Below are 19252 nucleotides of genomic sequence, written 5' to 3'. Positions count from 1 at the left end.
AACACTTTTTTCGCTGCAGATCTCCCAAAACACTCATACAGGAACATTCATGGAAAAAAACTATACAACCCAGATGGACGCAGCCCGAAAGAATATCATAACTCCACAAATGGAGGAGGTTCTTAAACAGGAAAATATTTCTAAGGAATTTCTCCTTGAAAACGTTGCCGCAGGACGGATTGTCATCCCGGCAAATCGAAGTCATTCCGGTTTAAAAGCATCAGGAATCGGTAACGGACTCACCACAAAAATTAACGTCAATCTTGGAGTATCAAAAGATGTCTGCTCCTTTTCCGGAGAAATGGTAAAAGCTGACCTCGCCGTCAAACATGGGGCCCACGCTGTCATGGATCTCAGCGTCTCCGGTAACACGGAACAGTTCAGAAAACGGTTGATTGCGGAGTTGCCCCTCGTACTTGGCACAGTCCCCATTTATGACACCCTGACCAGAACAAAAAAAGAGGTGCGGGACATCACTGTCGACGACTGGTTTGAGACCGTTGAAACCCACGCCGCAAACGGTGTTGATTTTATCACGATCCACGCCGGACTCACCAGAAAAGCCATTTCCAGCCTGAAAAAAGCCGGTCGTCTCTGCGGAATTGTCAGCCGGGGTGGAGCGATTCTGGTGGAATGGATGGAAAAAAACGGTCTTGAGAACCCGTTTTACACCCATTTTGACCGGTTGCTTGAAATTTGCAGGGCCCGGGATGTCTGTATCAGCCTGGGCGATGGTCTGCGTCCGGGGGCCATCCACGATTCAACTGACGGCCCGCAGATTCAGGAACTGATCACTCTGGGAGAGCTGACCCGGTATGCCTGGGAACAGGACGTCCAGGTAATGATTGAGGGACCGGGTCATGTGCCGCTCCATGAGATTGCCATGAATATGCAGCTGCAGAAAAAGCTCTGTCACGGGGCACCTTTTTATGTACTCGGCCCCCTTGTCACCGATATCGCCCCCGGGTACGACCATATAACAGCTGCCATCGGCGGTGCCATGGCGGCCATGAATGGTGCTGACTTTCTCTGTTATGTCACCCCTGCAGAGCATCTTCGCCTGCCCACCCTTGCCGATGTGAAAGAGGGAATTATGGCGGCCAGGATTGCTGCCCACACCGGCGATATTGCAAAAGGAATAAAAACATCCGGCCATAGAGACAATATAATGAGCCGGGCCAGGGGAACCCTTGACTGGGGCGGACAGTTCAATACAGCAATTGATCCTGAAAAAGCCCGTGAGTATCGCACTTCCTCACTGCCATCTCATGAAGATGTCTGCACCATGTGCGGTGATTTCTGTGCTGTAAAACGGATGGAAAATCTCCTGTAAGTACAGAATGTCAAGCACTTGTACAAAACACAAATTGACAAACATGGTCAAAAAAGATAAACTCTTCTTATATTAACATTCACTCTTATCGAATACTACTTGTACTTGGAATTTCAGCAGTAAAGTGACAACCGGACCAGACGGATTCTCCAGTCTGTTACACTGCTTTTCCCAGAAGGGGCAGGTACGGCAGCAGTATATAATCTGGTTACATGCCGTATTCAGCCTGTCGTTTGTGCAGGAGGAGATGTGGATGGTTTTCTACTGCGTATTAAATGGTTTATTTTTCTGGTGGTGGGGGGGTGGTTCTTATTTTTTAAGTACTATGCTTGTCTGAAAACCAACTGAAACTGACGCCTGCGATCAACTGGTATTATGAGTGAGGATCGCTGAACAGAAAAAATCCGGCCAGGCCATGTTGGTTTGAAGGTAAAAGAGGAGGAATGTTTGAATATGCCGTTAATCCTTAAATTCCGGCCAGTATCTCTTTTCTTTTTTCTGTTTCTTTCCACTGTTCTGTTCACTTCCACAGGAATTGCCGAAGAAAAACTGACCCCACTTGACCTGCAGATTAAAACTCTGGCGGAAAAATGCCGGGATGAGCTTCAACACGAACTTGATGCGCTCCTTACTTCAAACAAGCTGACCCAGGCCCAGCTGTTCGACACTTTTTACATCCCCATCCCCAACACAAGTCCTCAAAAATACCATACCCAGTACGATAAGATTACTGATGATATTTTCAGAATAATCCTGGATAAATACCTCGCCGCAGACCGACATATTCTTTTTGTTGTTGCCGTGGACAGAAATGGTTACCTCCCTACCCATAACAGCAAATACTCCAGACCATTGACCAGCGATCCCGATTACAACACCAAACACAATAGAACAAAAAGAATTTTCAATGACCGGACAGGACTGGCGGCAGCAAGAAACACCAAACCCTACCTGCTGCAGAAATACAGCAGGGACACGGGAGAAATGCTGGCTGACCTCTCCGTGCCGATAAAAATAAGAGGGAAACACTGGGGTGCTCTCCGCATAGGTTACAGACGATAAAAACTGACCTTCGTCGGAATAGTTTTTATTTGTTTTCAGGGAAACTGAACAATCCAGATTAATTATTTTCCAGAGGATTTGCAGGATGTTTAATTTTATCACTTCACGAATCGGTCTCAAGGTCTCACTCAAGGTCAATTGTATTATTCTGATCGTCATGTCTGTCGGCACCTATTTCCTTATTTCCCAGCAGAGCCAGAGTCTTGAACAGGAACTGCTCAACAGGGGAAAAATTCAGTCCATTGTCGGTGCAAAGATGATCGGTCAGATCATCGAAGAGGCTATTGATAATGGTGTTCTCACGGTGAAAGACGCCTTTGATACCAATTATGAAATCATCGGTGATTTTGATCCGCCAAAATACCACACCAAATATGATTTTTACCTGGACAAGGCCATCCTTGGTCTTGAAGACGAATTCCTGCAGGACAGCAGTATTGTCTTTGCCGTTGCTGTGGATAAAAACGGCTACCTGCCCACACACAATACCCGTTTCCAGAAACCGATTACCGGTGACCGGGAAAAAGACAAAATAGGCAACAGAACCAAGAGGGTTTTTAATGATCCCGTCGGCCTCAAAGCTGCAAGAAACACAACAAAAGGATTTCTTCAGGTTTATCACAGGGATACGGGTGAAGTTATGTGGGATGTTTCATCACCCATCTATGTTAAAGGGAAACACTGGGGCGGTTTTCGTATTGGTCTGTCTCTGGAAGCCATCAGTGCGGCCCAGAAAAAACTTATGAAAACAATGGTTTCTATCATGGGCGGCATCCTGCTTCTTTCTCTCGTTTTAACTTTCCTGACAGTCAACAGCTCTCTTGCTCCATTAAACACCCTCACCCTGATCGCAACAGATCTTGCAAACGGTGAAAACCTGGAGCGGGAGATCAGCATTACCCGGAATGATGAAATCGGCAGACTCCAGGAAACACTTGAACGCCTGAGAATGAGTATGATGATAATTTTTAAACGTCGCCAATAGGTCACCATGGAATTTATATCGTTTTCTGAAATAGTAAAAGAACTTCAGGCACTGTCGAAACAGAATGAAACAGGAACGTTTTACATAACATCCGACACCAACCGTTCCGCCCAGATCATGCTTGTTAATGGAGAGATAACATTCATCTACTGTTATAACCGGCTTGGCATGAAAGGGTTGGAACAGCTGAAAACAATCCGTACAGGACGATTTCGCTTTCAGACAGGCAGTGCCTTTTCAAAGAAAACACCCCTGCCCCCAACGGCCGAAATTTTCCGGACACTATTCATTGAAGGACAGGAAGATGATGCTCTTCCCGTTCAAACAACCAAAAAATCTGTAAGGGAAATTTCCGGTAAGATTATCGATAAAGCCTTGATGGAACAACTGCATAAGACCACAATAGAGGTAGTTGGACCGGCCGCTGACATTCTCATTGAAGATGCCCTGGACAGTCTGAACCTGGATCCAGCAGGAATACCTGAAACACAGTTCAGGGATCTTATCACTGAGATCGCCAAAGGAATTCCTGGACATAAGCAAAAAGTCACCTTTGAACAGATGGTGTCAGGACTTGTTAAATCGAAAGAATAGGGGGAAAAATGGATTTACTGCAACTGGGAACTGACCTGATCATGAACAAACTCAACCTGGACAGGGACGGCGACGGTGTACCTGATGGTGTTGCCGGCGCCCTCGCCGGACTTCTCGGGGGAGATGACAATAACTTTGACCTGGGTGCACTTGTCGGAAAAATGACCCAGGGCGGCGGTTCACTTCAGGAAATAGCCTCTTCATGGCTCGGGGACGGAGAGAATGCACCTGTTGAGCTGCAGCAGATCAAGGAACTGTTCGGCGGCGAAAAAATATCCGCTTTCGCGTCAAGTCTTGGAGTGGATGAAGATACGGCAGCAGACACCCTGGCAGAAACAATCCCCCAGATAGTAGATAAAGGTTCCAGTGGCGGTTCCCTGCTTGAGGCGTTTGGTGGTGTGGAAGGGGTTCTGGACGCAGCGAAAAAGTTTTTCGGGTAAACCTTCTTCTGGAATTACCTGCAGATTTCGGGGAGCAGTTCTTCTATACTCCCTGATGCGTCATACTTGAACTGAAGGAAAACCCTGTTGTCACCTTCCCGGTACCCCAGGGGTATACCCTGCAGAAACACCAGCAGACCCATAGGATCGAGCTGACGCAGAAGAGGGAATTGTTGATAGAACAACTCATTGTTCTTTGCAACCTGCAATAACTGATTCCAGGCGGGATCATTATTCCGGCGAACAAAATATTCAACAGTACGGGGTGAAAAATCAACCCCGTACTGCCGCAGAACAGGTGAAGTGACAGTACGAAAAACCAATGCCTTCTGACCAAAGAGGACTTTTTTTACAAATACGGGAACACCGTTTTCTACTGACACTTCTCCACTGTCCTTCGTTTCAACACTATTGAAAAATTTTTCAGTTTTTTGCGGAACTTGAAAGGAAAATCGAGCACACTCACCACTTTTCTCATCAAAAGAATATAAATTTCCTGCTCTGTAATCAAAAAGAAACGATCTCCTCCCATTTTCAACCAGAGATAAACTCTCTTTCACGGTAATATTCATTGTTTTTTCTGCAGCCATCCCCACTCCGACAGTTATCAGAACAAGTATGATAGACAAGGCATGTGCATGCGGCTTCATGTTTGTTAAATCATCTCCCTGTTACGAACCTCTTCCTCCACATCCACAAACCGTTCCCGCATGGTTTCGAGAATGACATACACAACCGGAACAAGCATTGTGGAGATAAAGGTTGCGGCAACCATACCACCAAGAACGACCACCCCTATTGACCGCATGGTCATTGCTCCCGCTCCCGCTGCAAAAGCCAGGGGTATGACACCGAAAACAAAAGACAGAATGGTCATCATGATTGCCCGGAAACGGAGCCGGGCCGCATCCATGGCCGCATCCACAATAGAAGCTCCTCCTTCCCTCCGCTCCTTGGCCACCTCAACGATGAGAATGGCATTTTTGGATGACAGGCCGATAAGCAAAACCAGGCCGATCTGGGCAAAAAGATTATTATCCAGTCCGGCGAGATTCTGGGCAAGCAGCGCACCCAGCATTACCAGGGGAACAGATACAAGAATCATGACCGGTAGCACCCAGCTTTCATATTGAGCGGCAAGAACAAGATAGACCACTACCAGGGCAAAACTGAACACTAGAGTTTTGGTATTACCCGCCAGTTTCTCCTGGTATGACATTCCTGACCATTCAAATCCATAGGTTTTTTCCGCTGGAAGCACTTTCTCCGCAAGTTCAGCCATGGCCTGCATCGCCTGCCCGGAACTGTATCCAGGTGCTGCAACTCCGTTAATGGTAATGGAGCGGTACATATTATAGTGAGCAAGATCCGCAGGTCCGGTAATTTTTTTCACTTTTGCCAGACTTGCCATTGGCACCATATTTCCCTTGTAATTCTTTACATGGAGAGCGGATATATTACGTATTTCACTTCTGAATTTTTTGTCCGCCTGGACAAACACCCTGAAAACCTTCCCATATTTTGTAAAATCATTGATATAAAACGAACCAAGATAGGTCTGCAGGGTTGAAAAAATCTCCCCCATGTTCACCCCGAGAGCTGCCGCTTTTTTCCTGTCAATATCAATAAACAACATCGGGTAATTGGGTGCATAAGTGGTGTAGGCCCTGCCTATCCTGGGATCGTTATTTGCTGCAGCCACCAGTTTATAGGCATAGTCGACAAAGGTGTTCAGGTCACCGGCCGTATAATCCTGCAACCTGAAATCAAATCCGCCCACGGTCCCAAGTCCCGGAATACCGGGCAGGTTAAAAGCCGCCACATTGGCATCGGAAATCACTGCACATTTCTTGTTGACGGTATCAATTATACCGCTGACGGAAAGCCCTTCAGCCGTTCGTTTACCCCAGGGTACCAGGGTAACAAATCCCGCCCCCGCACTGGAATCAAGGGTGGAACTGAGCATGTTGAAACCATCAATAATGACCAGGTCCTTCACCCCCGGTATATCAAGAACGATGTTTTCCACCTGCTTTCGCACTTCCGTTGTCTTTCCCAGCGCCATTCCCGGTTTCAGATTAAACATCACAAGAAAACCGCCCTTGTCCTCTTCAGGAACAAAACCGGTTGGTGTAACTGAAAAAATATAATAGGTGCCATAGAGCAAAGCGAAAAAAACAAGGACAACAACCCAGCGAAAACGGACAAGCATGGCAACAACAGCGATATAACCGGCAGTCAGTTTCTCAAAAAGGGAATCGAAAAGGGTAAAAAGTACGAATTTACCCTGGCCGTCCGGCAGTCTCTTAATAACTATCGCGCTCAAAGCCGGTGAAAGGGTCAGGGCATTGATGGATGAAATCATTACTGCGAAACTGATCGTGAGGGCAAACTGCCTGTAGATCGAACCGGTCAGCCCCGGCATCATGGAGACTGGTACAAAAACGGCAACAAGAACCAGGGTTGTGGCAATAATAGGCCCGATCAGCTGTAACATGGCCTCCTTGACCACCTGGGGGATGGTGAGTTCTCTTTTTTCGAGCATGATCCTCTCAACACTTTCCACCACCAGAATCACGTCGTCGACCACAATACCGATGGCGAGAATCAGGCCGAACAGGGTCAGGAAGTTGATGGAAAATCCTGCAAGCTTCAGTATACCGAAAGTCCCCACCAGGGAAACGGGGATGGCCACCGTGGCAATGATCGTGGGCCGCCATGACCCTAGAAAAACAAAGACAATCAGAATAACCAGAGCGACTGCTATCACCAGGTTCTGAACAACATTTTTTATAGCTATCTCAACAAAAAGAGTGGTGTCGTAGGGGATGGAGTATCTGACCCCTTCGGGAAAGCGTCCCTGCAGTCCTTCCATTGCTTCAACTATTTTTTCCTTGATGGTCAGGGCATTGGAACCTGGCAACTGGTAAATTCCAATCAGGGCCGCCGGTTTTTTATTGAGAATGGCATTCCAGTCGTACATTTCAGCACCAAGCTCAATTCTCGCCACGTCGCGCAGGTAGACAAGCGTCCCGTCATCCCTGGTTTTCAGGACAATATTTTCGAACTCACCCACATTTTCCAGACGACTGTCCGTTGTCAGTACAAACTGGACCTGCTGATCATCAAATGCCGGGGGAGCACCTATCTTCCCCAGGGCAGCCTGGCTGTTCTGAGCTCTGACCGCAGCAATAATCTCTCCCGGACTGAGACCGAGCGTGGCAATTCTGTCCGGGTCCAGCCAGATCCGCATGGAGTATTTTTTCTCTCCCATGTTTTCGGCCTTTCCCACACCCGGAATTCGACGTAATTCGTCGAGGACATTAATATTGACATAATTGCTTAAAAAGCCTTCATCATATTTTTCATCCCCTGTCACTGCGACAAAACAGACAATACTCGGTGACTGTTTATCAACTACAACACCCTGCTGCCGGACCTCTGCGGGCAGCTGCGGTGTTGCCATGGAGACTTTGTTCTGCACATCAACCGCCGCGGTGTTGAGATCATAGCCGGGTTCAAAATAAATATTAATCTTGCTGGAACCGGAGCTGGTACTGGAGGACTGCATGTAAATCATCCCCTGGACACCGTTTATCTTGTCCTCCAGGGGCCTGGTTACTGTTTCTTCAACGGTATAGGCATCTGCTCCAACATAGTTTGCGGAAACAACAACCGTTGGAGGTGTAACATCCGGATATTCCTGTATCGGTAGAATTGCAAGAGAAACCAGCCCCCCCAGGACAATCAGGAAGGAAATGACCATGGCAAAAACAGGTCGTTTAATAAAAAAAACAGAAAGCATGGCTACTCCTTCTCCGGGATCATTCCCTGCTTCCGCAATATCGCTATCACTCCCCTGCTCTCAGTCACATCGGTGGGATCAACCCTGAGACCGGGACGAATCTTGGCAAGACCGCTCAGAATAGCTTTCTCGCCGCCTTTCAAACCATCGGTTACCGCAAGATAGTTCCTGGTTTCAAGTCCCCGACTGATATCAACACGCTTTGCGGTTCCCTTATCATCCACTGTATAGACAAAACTGCCCCTCTGATCATCCAGGACAATTCCCGGTGGTATCATGATAAACTCCGCCTGGTCTGTGACAAAAAGATCAACATATACAAAAGTACCCTCCATCAGATCATGGTCTGGATTATCCACCTTTGCTCTCATGGTGATGGTCCCGGTCATACCATCTACCCTGTTGTCATTAAAATCCACCACACCTTTCAGCGGCTTACGGTCAAGCATTTTCCTGAAACTGTCCGGTACGGTAACCCTTGCGTCGAGAACAGCCCTGGAACGATATTGTTTGACCAACTGAAACTGCTCCTCATTGGGGCTGAAATAAGCATACATCGGATCGTCGGCTATAATGGTTGTCAGGAGCGTCTTATCCCCATAGCCGACAATATTTCCCACATCTATGTTGATCCGGCCTATCCTTCCTGAGATCGGCGCAATGACATCAGTATATTGCAGGTTTAACTCCGCCTCTGTCAAAGCGGCCCTGTCAGCCTTGATGGCTGCAGCCAGTTCCATGACTCTCACCCTGTGCTGTTCCAGAGTTACCCGGGGAGCAAGTCCTTCAGCCACCAGCGGTTTATACCGGTCAACATCAGCCCTTGCCATTTTCATGGAGGCCTGATCCCCTTCCAGTCTCGCCTTCGCTCCGCTGACAGCCGCCTCATAGGTCGTTTTTTCAATGGAGAAGAGTTTTTTTCCTTTTTCTACATAATTTCCTTCGTTGAAAAAGGCAGCCTCAAGTCTGCCGGCAACCCTTGCCCGGACTTCAACTTCCTGGCTGGCCTTTGTTTTTCCAGTATATTCTATCCAGATTGGAACCTTTTCTTTTTGAACAACTATGACTTCCACCGGCAGTGGAGGAGTTTCCGGTTTCTTCTCTTTCTTTTCAGATTGAATATTATCCTGGTCATTGCTGCACCCGGCAGTGATAAAAAAAAGGAACAGCAGCACCAGAGAGATCAGTTTATTTCTCATGACAGATCCTTTGCTCAATTAAAAAACAGAGCGATGATTCCTGTTGAAAACTCAATTGTCACCCATGATTAAGAACTTTACCTAGCCAGATCGTTGTGGTAGGAGATAATAAGAATATATTTAGCCTAAATGCTTTAATTACTGTTTGTCAACTAAAAGGTTCCCTGAAAACAACAGCCCTGATGACTCACCCGATGAAACAAAACAGCCTCTTCAGCCTGTTCCTTCTTTTTGTGCTTTTTTTCATACTTCCCACACAATTTGCACGAGCAGCCAATGGCGATCTGCAGGAACTCATTTCCCTCGCCCTGACCCACAACCCCCGGATGGAAATAGCCAGGCAGCAAATCAACCAGGCCAGAGGCCAGCTGACCACCAGCCAGGCCGGCTACCTGCCCAGGGTCAGTACTGGAGCGGGAAGCACCTATACACACATCCAGGACCTTGTCCCGGAAGATGAAGATACGGTGATCAATGTAAATATCAATGGCACACAACTTCTTTATGATTTCGGCAAAACCAGGGGGCGTATAGATTCAGTCAGGCACAACCTCGATGCTGCCGGATTCAACCTTAAACAAACAGGTCACGCAATTGTTTTTCAGGTAAAACAGGCATATTATTCTCTCCTGGAAAAAATCCATCTGATATCCGTAGCTGAGCAGTCCGTAGCCACCTATCAAAGACACCTGTATCGTGCTCAAAAATATTTTGAAGCAGGAGTGAGGACCAGAATTGATATAACAAACGCAGAACTGGAACTGGCCAATGCTCGACTGGATCTGCTCAGGGCCCGTTCCAATGCTCAAATTGCCCGGACAAAGCTAGAACAGGTGACAGGGATTTCTCTCAAAGGACAAAAAGATATACCCAAAACAGCCGTTCTTCCACTGACCGACATGATTAAAACCCTGCCGGAACTGTCTCCTCCACTGGAGTCTCTTCTGAAAACCGCCAGAAAAAAACGACCTGAACTTCAGCAGGTGACACAGCAGTTGAAAGCAGCCGGCGCGGTGATAAAACAGATAAAAGCAGAGTACTGGCCCACACTCTCGGCAACAGCATCATATGAAGACTACGAAACCGATCTTCAATCATTTCATGACCAGTGGCGAATTGGAGCAGGTCTTACCTGGGAAATTTTTTCCGGTTTTGAAACGGAAGGAAAACTGGCAGAGGCCAGAAGTAAAATGCTGGAAATAAACGGCCGGAAAAATGAGCTGGAACTGGCTGTTACACAGGATGTTACCGACACTTTTCTCAGGGCAAGAGAACATCGGGATGGAATAAAAATTGCCGACATGGCGGTAAAACTGGCGGAAAAGAATCTGGATTTGGCCGAGGGAAGATACAAGGCAGGTCTCGGGGACATGATTGAATTCAATGATGCCCAACTGAGTCTGACCAGAAGTCAGTCAGACCTGATAGGAACATATTTCTCCTACCTGACAGCCCTGGCCGGAATTGAAAGGGCAACCGGAACCACCCCTGAACCGGCGCTTGAACTGAAAAAGATCCTGAAATAACTTCCCCTCCCAGCGCAGGCAGCCAATACATAACCCAAACACAATGAAAACACCCAAACCCCATCACCTTATTTACGGGACTTTAAAAGATTACATCACAGGAGAAGAACTGACTGATACGGATGATGAACGTATTCGCCAGTCTCTCAGCAGGATGATGGTGGAGGAAAAGGGGTACAAAAAAGAAAATCTGCAACCCAGGAGAAAAATTGAATCACTTTTTACCTCTAATTTTGTTACATCTACCATTGAACTGAGCGTTTCAAGGAAAAACAGGGAATTTATGATCATTCGTTATGGTCCCGGCTCCCTTGTTTCCCGGGAACGATCAGCAATTGCAGCCGCGAGAATTCTCAACCCGGAGTACCGAATTCCACTGGCTGTGGTGACAAACGGCAGAGACGCGGAACTACTGGATACCAGAAGCAGCAAAATCCTCGCCCATGGCCTGGAATCAATTCCGGACTATAACTCTGCAGGAAAACTGATAGAAAAACTGGAGTTTCTTTCACCACCTACTGCAATACAAAAAGAAAGAGAACTGAGAATCCTCAACGCCTTTGATCTGGAAAGGTGTTGTTTTTAATCATAGTCGGATACGGATAAACCTGCTTGGCTGAACTGTATGTATCAGCCATAAAAACAAATGAAGATCCAACTGCGGCAAAACAACCTACCGTGGCAGGATTTTCAGGTAAAAAAGAAGGACAAAACGCATGACACCTACGCAGAACAACTGGACAAAATCAAGCTGGCAGACCTACACAGCTCTTCAGCAACCCACCTGGCCCGATCTGAAAAAAGTCGATAACGTACTGGAAACACTCTCTCTTCTCCCCCCTCTGGTTTTTGCCGGTGAAATCCGCTCCCTTAAGGAATCTCTGGCAAAAGCCGTAACCGGCGATGCTTTTCTGTTACAGGGTGGCGACTGTTCTGAAAATTTTTCCAACGTAACAGCACCCAATATCAGGGAAACCCTGAAAATACTGCTGCAGATGGCGGTAGTTCTCACTTATGCCGGCGGAAAGCCGGTCATTAAGGTGGGCAGAATTGCAGGGCAGTTTGCCAAACCCCGCTCTTCAGACACTGAAACAGCTGACGGTATCACCCTGCCGTCGTACAGGGGAGACATGGTAAATGAGGCGGCATTTGACGAAAAAAGCCGGACCCCAACCCCAAGTATATGCTGAAAGGGTACAACATGGCTGCCTCCACCCTCAACCTGCTCCGGGCCTTCACCAGGGGTGGATTCGGCTCCCTGCGCCGGGTAACAGCCTGGAACCAGGAATTTGTCGCCCACTCCCCAATGGGACGATCCTATGATCGTTTGGCCAAACAGATTGATCAGGCTATCCGTTTCATGGAAACAATCGGCATTTCCTCTGATACCCCTCAGATCAACCAGACCCAGCTGTTCACCTCCCATGAAGCCCTCCTTCTCCAGTACGAGGAGGCCCTTACCAGGAAAGATTCCATTACCGGAGACTGGTATGACTGCTCTGCGCATATGTTGTGGATAGGAGAACGGACCAGACAGGTTGACGGGGCACATGTGGAATTTTTACGGGGTGTGCATAATCCCATCGGCATAAAAATCGGACCAACCCACGATGTGAACGATGTCAAAAAATTGATTGAAATCCTGAACCCGGACAATGAGGCAGGCCGTATCACTCTTATAAGCCGGCTTGGCGTGAAAAAAATTGAAAAAGTTCTCCCCCCCCTGCTCCGGGAAATGAAAAAAGAAGGGTTTAATATCGTCTGGAGCTGTGATCCGATGCACGCCAATACTTACACGGCCACCTCCGGGCACAAGACAAGAAACTTCAACGATATCCTTTCCGAGATAACCTGTTTTTTTGAGATTCACTGGTCAGAAGGCACAATTCCGGGAGGAGTGCATTTTGAAATGACCGGCAACGATGTCACGGAGTGCACGGGAGGCGCCCATAATATTGTCGATGAAGAACTGGCAAGCAATTATCTTACGACCTGCGATCCGCGACTGAATGCGGAACAGAGCCTGGAGGTTGCCTTTCAAATCGCCGATATGATCCGAAGCTGATCATATAGTCCATCACCACCGAAACTGTAACTGATCACAGGACTGGCAACATCGCTGTATTAATCATCGTATTTATAACAGGTTACAGTCTGCCGGAGATTTTCGCAAGCAGCCCGGCGCACCGTATTAGTCATACGTAAGCCGGGCTGATCGCGGAAAGATTCGGTACCCTGTGACCTGTTACCCGAAACTGCTCTGCTGCAGTTCCGGTGTCTTTTTCTTTCACTCTTCCCATTATTACATTTCAGTAATCTTTCTTGACGTTGTTTTCTTTGGATTTACAATTCCTTTTGTATGTAACGATAAAATTGGCTCAGCTGTTTATGCCCCAACAGAGGGATTTTCTGACAAATAATCATATTAAGGAGACTATCCATGAAAACATCCGTTCTGAAATCGCAGCACAGGGCCATAGCCCTGCTGTTTGCATTCTGTCTTGCAGTGGCCGCAACCCTGCAGACCACAAATGCCCTTGCCACAATGGCACCAGCCACATCAAAAATGTTTGTGAGCGTGGTCAAGAAGGCAAAACCCGCCGTTGTCCACATTAAAGTGGAGAAGACAACCAAAGCCAGGGCCGGAAGTCCTGTACCTGAAGAATTCTTCAATAATCCATTTTTTGAGCAATTTTTCGGACCTTACTATCGCCAGCAGCATCCCAGACAGAAGGAATTCAAACAGCGGGGCCAGGGTTCAGGATTTCTGATCAGCAAAGACGGTCTTATCCTGACCAACAATCATGTTATTGAAGACGCTGATGATATCAAGGTCGTACTGTCTGATAACAGAGAGTTTGAAGCAAAACTGGTTGGAACCGACCCTCTTTCCGATGTGGCTCTTGTTAAAATAGACGGTGCAGAAAACCTGCCGGTTCTTCCCTTGGGAGACTCTGATAAACTTGAAGTCGGGGAATGGGTCATCGCAATCGGTAATCCGTTTGGCCTCAGCCAGACCGTGACAGCAGGAGTTGTCAGTGCCAAGGGACGATCCAATGTCAGGATAAACGACTATGAGAATTTCATCCAGACCGATGCCGCCATCAATCCGGGAAACAGCGGTGGTCCGCTGATCAACGGACAGGGTGAAGTTGTTGGTATCAATACCGCGCTTTTTTCAAAAACGGGCGGTTACATGGGAATCGGTTTTGCCATCCCGATTAATATGGCAAAATCCATAGAAAAACAGCTGCAGACAGAAGGAAAGGTCACCCGTGGATGGCTGGGTGTTGTTATTCAGGATATCAACGAGGAACTTGCAGAATCCTTTGGCCTGGATGACAGCAAAGGAATCCTGGTCAGCGAGGTACAAAAAGACTCTCCGGCAGACAAGGCAGGCCTGGAACAGGGGGATGTCATTCTTCGCTTAAATGGTAAAACTCTCAAAAACGTTGCCGAACTCAGAAACAAGGTTGCACTTATTTCCCCTGACAGTAAAGCAACACTCCTGGTCATACGTGACGGCAAGGAGAAAAAAATCAAAGTCACCATTGGGGAGCAACCATCTGATTTCGGACGAAAAGGGTTACCGGGTACAGCAAATATCCTGAAGGATTTTGGTCTCGGCCTCCAGAATCTTACTCCCGAACTTGCTGAAAGATTCGGATATCAGAAAGATGCCGGTGTCGTCATCAGTGATGTCAAACCAGACAGTCCGGCAGCTTTGGAAGGCCTGAAACCCGGCTATCTCATAGAAGAAGTCAACAGAACAAGAGTCAGCAACCTCAAAGAACTCCGTGCTGCTCTGAAAAAATCATCCAGCACCAAAAGGATACTTCTCCGGATAAGGGCTGGAGACTACAGCAGATATGTTGTTCTCTCAAAGAAATAAAACCTGCTACTGAAAGAAGAAACCGCCGTATCCCGCCCAGGCAGTTCACTGTCGGGGCAGGGATGCGGCCCGTTTTTCGTTGGCCAGGATCTCTTTTTTTCTTGAAAGTGCTATTGTTTCAAAAATATTTACAATAACAGGCAATTTTTCCAAATCAGCCGTAGATATTCTACGGAGAACCAGATCAGTTTTGGCGATAACCGTTGCCGTCCGTTTCAGCTCCCTGCCGAAATACGCCATTTCACCAAAAATGGTCCCGGCCTCAATTGTGGCAAGCCAGTTGCCGTCCCTGTCAACGGTTTCAGCAACACCACTATCCAGGTAATATACACCATCCGGGGCACTGTCCACCTCGATAACCGTTTCCCCTTTTCTACGCCACTCAAGGCGGAAGTATTTTTCCCATTTCGTGTCAACAACAAGAGCATGATAATATTGGGGATTAATGGCCTTGAGCAACTGTTTCGACAGATGAAAAATACGCTCCCCCAGGGAGTCTCTGCTCTTTTCCATCAGCTTCATTCCACAACGATCAAAATCTTCAGCAGGAAAAGGGTACTCACGGATATATTCCAAAATACGTTCTGTCCCGATATCAGCTCGTCCTGTCAGGTCCAGAAAATAATTCTGGGCCTCCATCAACATTTCCCTCACTCTTGGAAAGTCAGGCTCTATCCCTTTTTGCAGATCACCGGTGAAGAACTCCATGGCCTCATTTTTCATGGCAATAAAACGAAGCAACCGGATCCTGTCCACTCCGGCAGGATAATTCTGGATACCGGGAAGACAGAGCGTAAAGATGTTCATCGGATGGAGGACACTTGTGAGACTGACCTTTGCCATGATCAGCAGAGAATCATCGTATCCTTTCTGGTATCTCGCCACTTCCCGGTCCATAAGCAGGTCCGTGCCGAAGTATCCGCACAACTCCTCAAGCCTGTTTGCCACCGCAAAACTGGATCCAAATTTTACGACCCTGGAACCCAACCTGGCGGACGTTATATCCCCAAGCAATATTCCCATGCGTGTGGGTTGAAGTCGGCCGTCAGCCACCGCCTCAGCAATTTTAACTGCAGTTTTCAGGGCACGACAGCATACACCCGACTTTCCCTCTCCGGACCGTTTCTCAAAAATAATCAGGGAGCCGTCTCCGGCGGATGGCTCAATTTCCAGGGGACCGTTGGTTTCATGGTCAACCAGGTCATGGATTGCTGTGTGATACTCGATCAAAAAATCCTTAATTTCCCCGGGACTCATGGCGGAGGTGGTCCAGGAATACTTGACCATATCGGTCATGAGAATGACAACTTCCCTCTCGTCCGGGCACTCAATCATTTGCCACATCCACCGGTTCTTTTGATCTGCAGTCTCCCCAGGGCATCAGTTGATCACGCCAAGAAAGAAAATCACTGCAATTACCGCCACAAAAAAAATCGCCACCTTCACATTGATGCTGTTATCCTCTTCGTGCTCATGATGCATGTCTGACATTATATGCTCCTTTGTTTACTCTATAACTATTTCAGGTCATTCAACAAATATTATTTCAAGCAGTTCCTGAAGCGTGGAAACCCCCACCAGTCTTATCTGCGGTTTCCAGCTCATTCTTTCCCTGTTGCTTTTCGGCAGTATAAACCGGGTAAATCCCAGCCGTTCCGCCTCCTTCACCCGGATATCAACATGACCTATCGCCCTGATCTCCCCGGCAAGTCCGACCTCACCACAAACCACGGTAGCCGAAGGGATCGGCTTTTCCATCAGGCTTGAGGCCAGGGCACAGATTACCCCCAGGTCAAGGGCTGGTTCATCAATGCGCATTCCTCCTGCAATATTGAGAAATATATCATGGCCATACATGTCGAGTCCCGCCTTCTTTTCCAACACAGCACAGAGCAGTGAAAGCCTCTGGGGTCGGCCCCGATTGCCGTCCTTCTGGCCGTTCCAAGATTAGTCGGACTGACCAGTGCCTGGACCTCCACCAGGATCGGCCTGGTTCCCTCCACACTCGGCAGTACCACGGAACCGGGTTCATCCAGGGGACGCTCCGCAAGAAAAATCTCCGAAGGATTCTTCACCTGTACCAGTCCCTCTTCCTTCATCTCAAAAACCCCAATTTCATTGGTTGAGCCGAAACGGTTCTTGACTGTTCTCAGAATACGAAAAGCATGACTGCGATCCCCCTCAAAATAGAGAACCGTATCAACCATATGCTCCAGAACTTTTGGCCCGGCAATGGCTCCGTCCTTGGTCACGTGCCCCACGAGCACCACAGGAATGTTCTCTTTTTTTGCCAACTCAAGGAGCCGGTAAGCCGACTCCCTGACCTGGGTAACCGAACCTGGAGAAGAGGATATCTCAGAACAGGTAAGGGTCTGTATTGAATCAACAGCCAGAAGTCCCGGCTTCATGGTGGTTGCCATGGCAACGATATTTTCCACCCCGTTTTCCGTTGCCAGAAACTCCATGGGGTGAATGGCATCCAGGCGTCGTGCCCGCATTTTTATCTGACGGGACGACTCTTCACCTGAAACATAGAGTACTTTCCTCTTCTCATCGGCAATGGAAGCCAGCAGATGAAGAAGAAGGGTCGATTTTCCAATCCCCGGTTCTCCCCCGATAAGAACCACACCACCGGGAACTATCCCTCCCCAAGAACCCTGTCAAGCTCTTCAATACCTGTGCTGACGCGCTCCTCATCACCGTCCGGAGCCAGATGCAAGGGGACCGGCTCAGCAACTCCTTTCAAAAGAGCTTTGCCTGGAGAAACCGGCTGATGTTCTTCCAGACTTTCCCATTCTCCGCATTCAGGGCATCGTCCAAGCCATTTCACTGTCTTGTAGCCGCACTCCCGGCAGACAAAGAACGGTTTTTCTTTTTTTCCCTTTTTTGTTCCCATTGCTGCCATTGTACCTTACCCTGTGAAATATGGGAAATAATCCTTTGTGAAAATAGTCTACCCTTTACAGAAAAACAAGAATACCTATATTCTGCAACGCTGTCGACAATTTCAGGGCTGCACTGCCTGCATGGACAGACAGAAAAAACAATATTCTCACCTCAATTCTGTATTGAATAAAAATGAAAAGATATACTGAATCACGGCTGGAAACCCGCACCAGGATCCCCCTGCTCTCTTCCATTGGTTTTATGTTCCGTCGTAAACGCCTGCTCGGCTGGTCACTCCTGCTCGTCCTTATCACTTTTGCCTTGACCTGGGTTGGGTATGTGTTTTCCATTGACCTTATTACTGGTTTCACCGGCAATTTTTTTGCTCATCCACCGGACAGTGGAACAATCATCGGCTGGATCAAATTCAAAGGCTGGCTGGTCGCCAGCTGGCTTTTCAATGTAATTTCCAGAATTGTCTCATTCTACCTTGCCTTTCTTCTGGCCTACACCATTACTACCCCGGGTTACGCCTTTCTCAGTACGGCTGCCGAAAAACTGTATGCCGGAGAACTCTTTGACGCCGACGAAAATTTTACCCTGGGCGGATTTTTTATAGATATCCTGGAAGGCATCAAAATAGCCTTTTTCGGAATCCTTGTCACTGTGGCCGCACTTTTTGTCAACTTCATTCCAGGAATCGGTCAGGTGGCAGTTTTTCTGCTCTACACATATTATTCGGCCCTGATGTTTATCGACTATCCCGCCTCACGACGCAGGTGGTCCCTGGGGAGTAAACTGGGATGGTTGCAATATCATTCCGCCCCATCTCTCAGAATCGGTATATTACCGGCTCTGGTTTCCATGATCCCGATAGTAAACATATTCGCCATGGCTCTGCTCTTTCCTGTTCTTACTATTCATGCTACATTGAATTTCGCCGCCATTGAGCTGCAGAAGACCGAATCATTGAGTATTGAGAGGGAACAGGAGTAATGAAACTCCCCCGAGCCAGTGACAACTGTATGGTTTCCCACAATAATGTATTGAAAAAAGGATAAAAATGGGACAGGAAATTGAAAAAAAGTTTCTCCTGAAAAATGAAAACTGGCGCAACCTGGCACAAGGAAAAAAATATTGCCAGGGATACCTCAGCACGGAGAAGGGAAGAACTGTGCGTGTAAGAATTATCGGGGAACGAGGATTTTTCACTGTAAAGGGACCCAGTGAAGGAGAAACCCGACTGGAATTTGAATATGAAATCCCGGTATCCGAAGCAAATGAGATCCTGGAAAAACTCTGCCATAAACCGCTGATACAAAAGACAAGATATAAAATTCCCTTTGAAGGGTTTACCTGGGAAGTTGACGAATTTGAAGGTGAAAACAAAGGTCTGGTTTTTGCGGAAATTGAACTGCAACACGAAGGAGAAACTTTTGCCGTTCCCGAATGGATCGACCGGGAAGTAACTGACGATCCCAGATACTACAACGCAAACCTTGTCACCAATCCGTTCTGCAAATGGTGAAA

General features: G+C 47.6%; 14 protein-coding genes and 2 pseudogenes. 11 read left to right on the top strand and 5 right to left on the bottom strand.

What is annotated here, in order from left to right; translation table 11 throughout:
- The first annotated feature begins 49 nt into the window (after window positions 1-49).
- The 5 genes from thiC (at window position 50) to LO777_RS17300 (ending at window position 4414) form a co-directional block, all read left to right on the top strand.
- Window positions 50-1333: a phosphomethylpyrimidine synthase ThiC gene (gene thiC / locus LO777_RS17320; RefSeq protein ID WP_228855090.1), complete on the top strand. Its 1284-nt coding sequence runs from the start codon at window positions 50-52 to the stop codon at window positions 1331-1333.
- A gap of 453 nt (window positions 1334-1786) precedes the next feature.
- Window positions 1787-2395, top strand: a complete 609-nt coding sequence (locus tag LO777_RS17315; RefSeq protein ID WP_228855089.1) for a hypothetical protein — start codon at window positions 1787-1789, stop codon at window positions 2393-2395.
- Window positions 2396-2480: 85 nt separating this feature from the next.
- Window positions 2481-3380 carry a HAMP domain-containing protein gene (locus LO777_RS17310; RefSeq protein WP_228855088.1) on the top strand — a complete coding sequence of 300 codons (900 nt, stop codon included), beginning with the start codon at window positions 2481-2483 and terminating at the stop codon, window positions 3378-3380.
- Between the two features lie 6 nt (window positions 3381-3386).
- A complete protein-coding gene (locus LO777_RS17305; RefSeq protein ID WP_228855087.1) occupies window positions 3387-3974 on the top strand; it encodes a hypothetical protein in 588 nt (195 codons plus the stop codon).
- A gap of 8 nt (window positions 3975-3982) precedes the next feature.
- A complete protein-coding gene (locus tag LO777_RS17300; RefSeq protein ID WP_228855086.1) occupies window positions 3983-4414 on the top strand; it encodes a YidB family protein in 432 nt (143 codons plus the stop codon).
- A 14-nt stretch (window positions 4415-4428) separates the two neighbouring features.
- Here LO777_RS17300 and LO777_RS17295 read toward each other — a convergent pair whose 3' ends face one another.
- The 3 genes from LO777_RS17295 to LO777_RS17285 are packed head-to-tail and all read right to left on the bottom strand — an operon-like array spanning window position 4429 to window position 9418.
- Complete coding sequence (locus LO777_RS17295) at window positions 4429-5064, bottom strand: hypothetical protein (RefSeq protein WP_228855085.1); 636 nt, start codon at window positions 5062-5064, stop codon at window positions 4429-4431.
- Between the two features lie 5 nt (window positions 5065-5069).
- Window positions 5070-8219 (bottom strand): efflux RND transporter permease subunit, encoded by a 3150-nt coding sequence (locus LO777_RS17290; protein WP_228855084.1) that lies wholly within the window; start codon window positions 8217-8219, stop codon window positions 5070-5072.
- 2 nt (window positions 8220-8221) lie between these two features.
- Window positions 8222-9418: an efflux RND transporter periplasmic adaptor subunit gene (locus tag LO777_RS17285; protein ID WP_228855083.1), complete on the bottom strand. Its 1197-nt coding sequence runs from the start codon at window positions 9416-9418 to the stop codon at window positions 8222-8224.
- A gap of 194 nt (window positions 9419-9612) precedes the next feature.
- Between LO777_RS17285 and LO777_RS17280 the strand changes: the two genes are divergently transcribed.
- From LO777_RS17280 to LO777_RS17265, 4 genes and pseudogenes are all read left to right on the top strand, one after another.
- On the top strand, window positions 9613-10944 hold the full coding sequence (locus LO777_RS17280) for a TolC family protein (protein ID WP_228855082.1): 1332 nt from the start codon (window positions 9613-9615) through the stop codon (window positions 10942-10944).
- A gap of 43 nt (window positions 10945-10987) precedes the next feature.
- Window positions 10988-11530, top strand: a complete 543-nt coding sequence (locus tag LO777_RS17275) for a type I restriction enzyme HsdR N-terminal domain-containing protein (protein ID WP_228855081.1) — start codon at window positions 10988-10990, stop codon at window positions 11528-11530.
- Window positions 11531-11660: 130 nt separating this feature from the next.
- Window positions 11661-13009: pseudogene (locus LO777_RS21275) on the top strand (class II 3-deoxy-7-phosphoheptulonate synthase).
- Window positions 13010-13384: 375 nt separating this feature from the next.
- Entirely contained in the window at window positions 13385-14836 is a 1452-nt protein-coding gene (locus LO777_RS17265; protein ID WP_228855080.1) for a DegQ family serine endoprotease, read from the top strand.
- A gap of 45 nt (window positions 14837-14881) precedes the next feature.
- Here LO777_RS17265 and LO777_RS17260 read toward each other — a convergent pair whose 3' ends face one another.
- Both LO777_RS17260 and radA read right to left on the bottom strand, forming a co-directional pair.
- On the bottom strand, window positions 14882-16180 hold the full coding sequence (locus LO777_RS17260) for a cyclic nucleotide-binding domain-containing protein (protein WP_228855079.1): 1299 nt from the start codon (window positions 16178-16180) through the stop codon (window positions 14882-14884).
- 183 nt (window positions 16181-16363) lie between these two features.
- Window positions 16364-17732: pseudogene (radA, locus tag LO777_RS21270) on the bottom strand (DNA repair protein RadA).
- 182 nt (window positions 17733-17914) lie between these two features.
- Here radA and LO777_RS17250 point away from each other — a divergent pair.
- Window positions 17915-18718: an EI24 domain-containing protein gene (locus LO777_RS17250; protein ID WP_228855078.1), complete on the top strand. Its 804-nt coding sequence runs from the start codon at window positions 17915-17917 to the stop codon at window positions 18716-18718.
- Window positions 18719-18785: 67 nt separating this feature from the next.
- Window positions 18786-19250: a CYTH domain-containing protein gene (locus LO777_RS17245; protein ID WP_228855077.1), complete on the top strand. Its 465-nt coding sequence runs from the start codon at window positions 18786-18788 to the stop codon at window positions 19248-19250.
- The last annotated feature ends 2 nt before the right edge of the window (window positions 19251-19252 follow it).

The sequence above is a fragment of the Desulfomarina profundi genome, from assembly GCF_019703855.1.
GTDB classification, from domain to species: Bacteria; Desulfobacterota; Desulfobulbia; order Desulfobulbales; family Desulfocapsaceae; genus Desulfomarina; species Desulfomarina profundi.
Note: the sequence above shows the minus strand (reverse complement) of the source record. Positions and strands in the feature narration are given on the sequence as shown.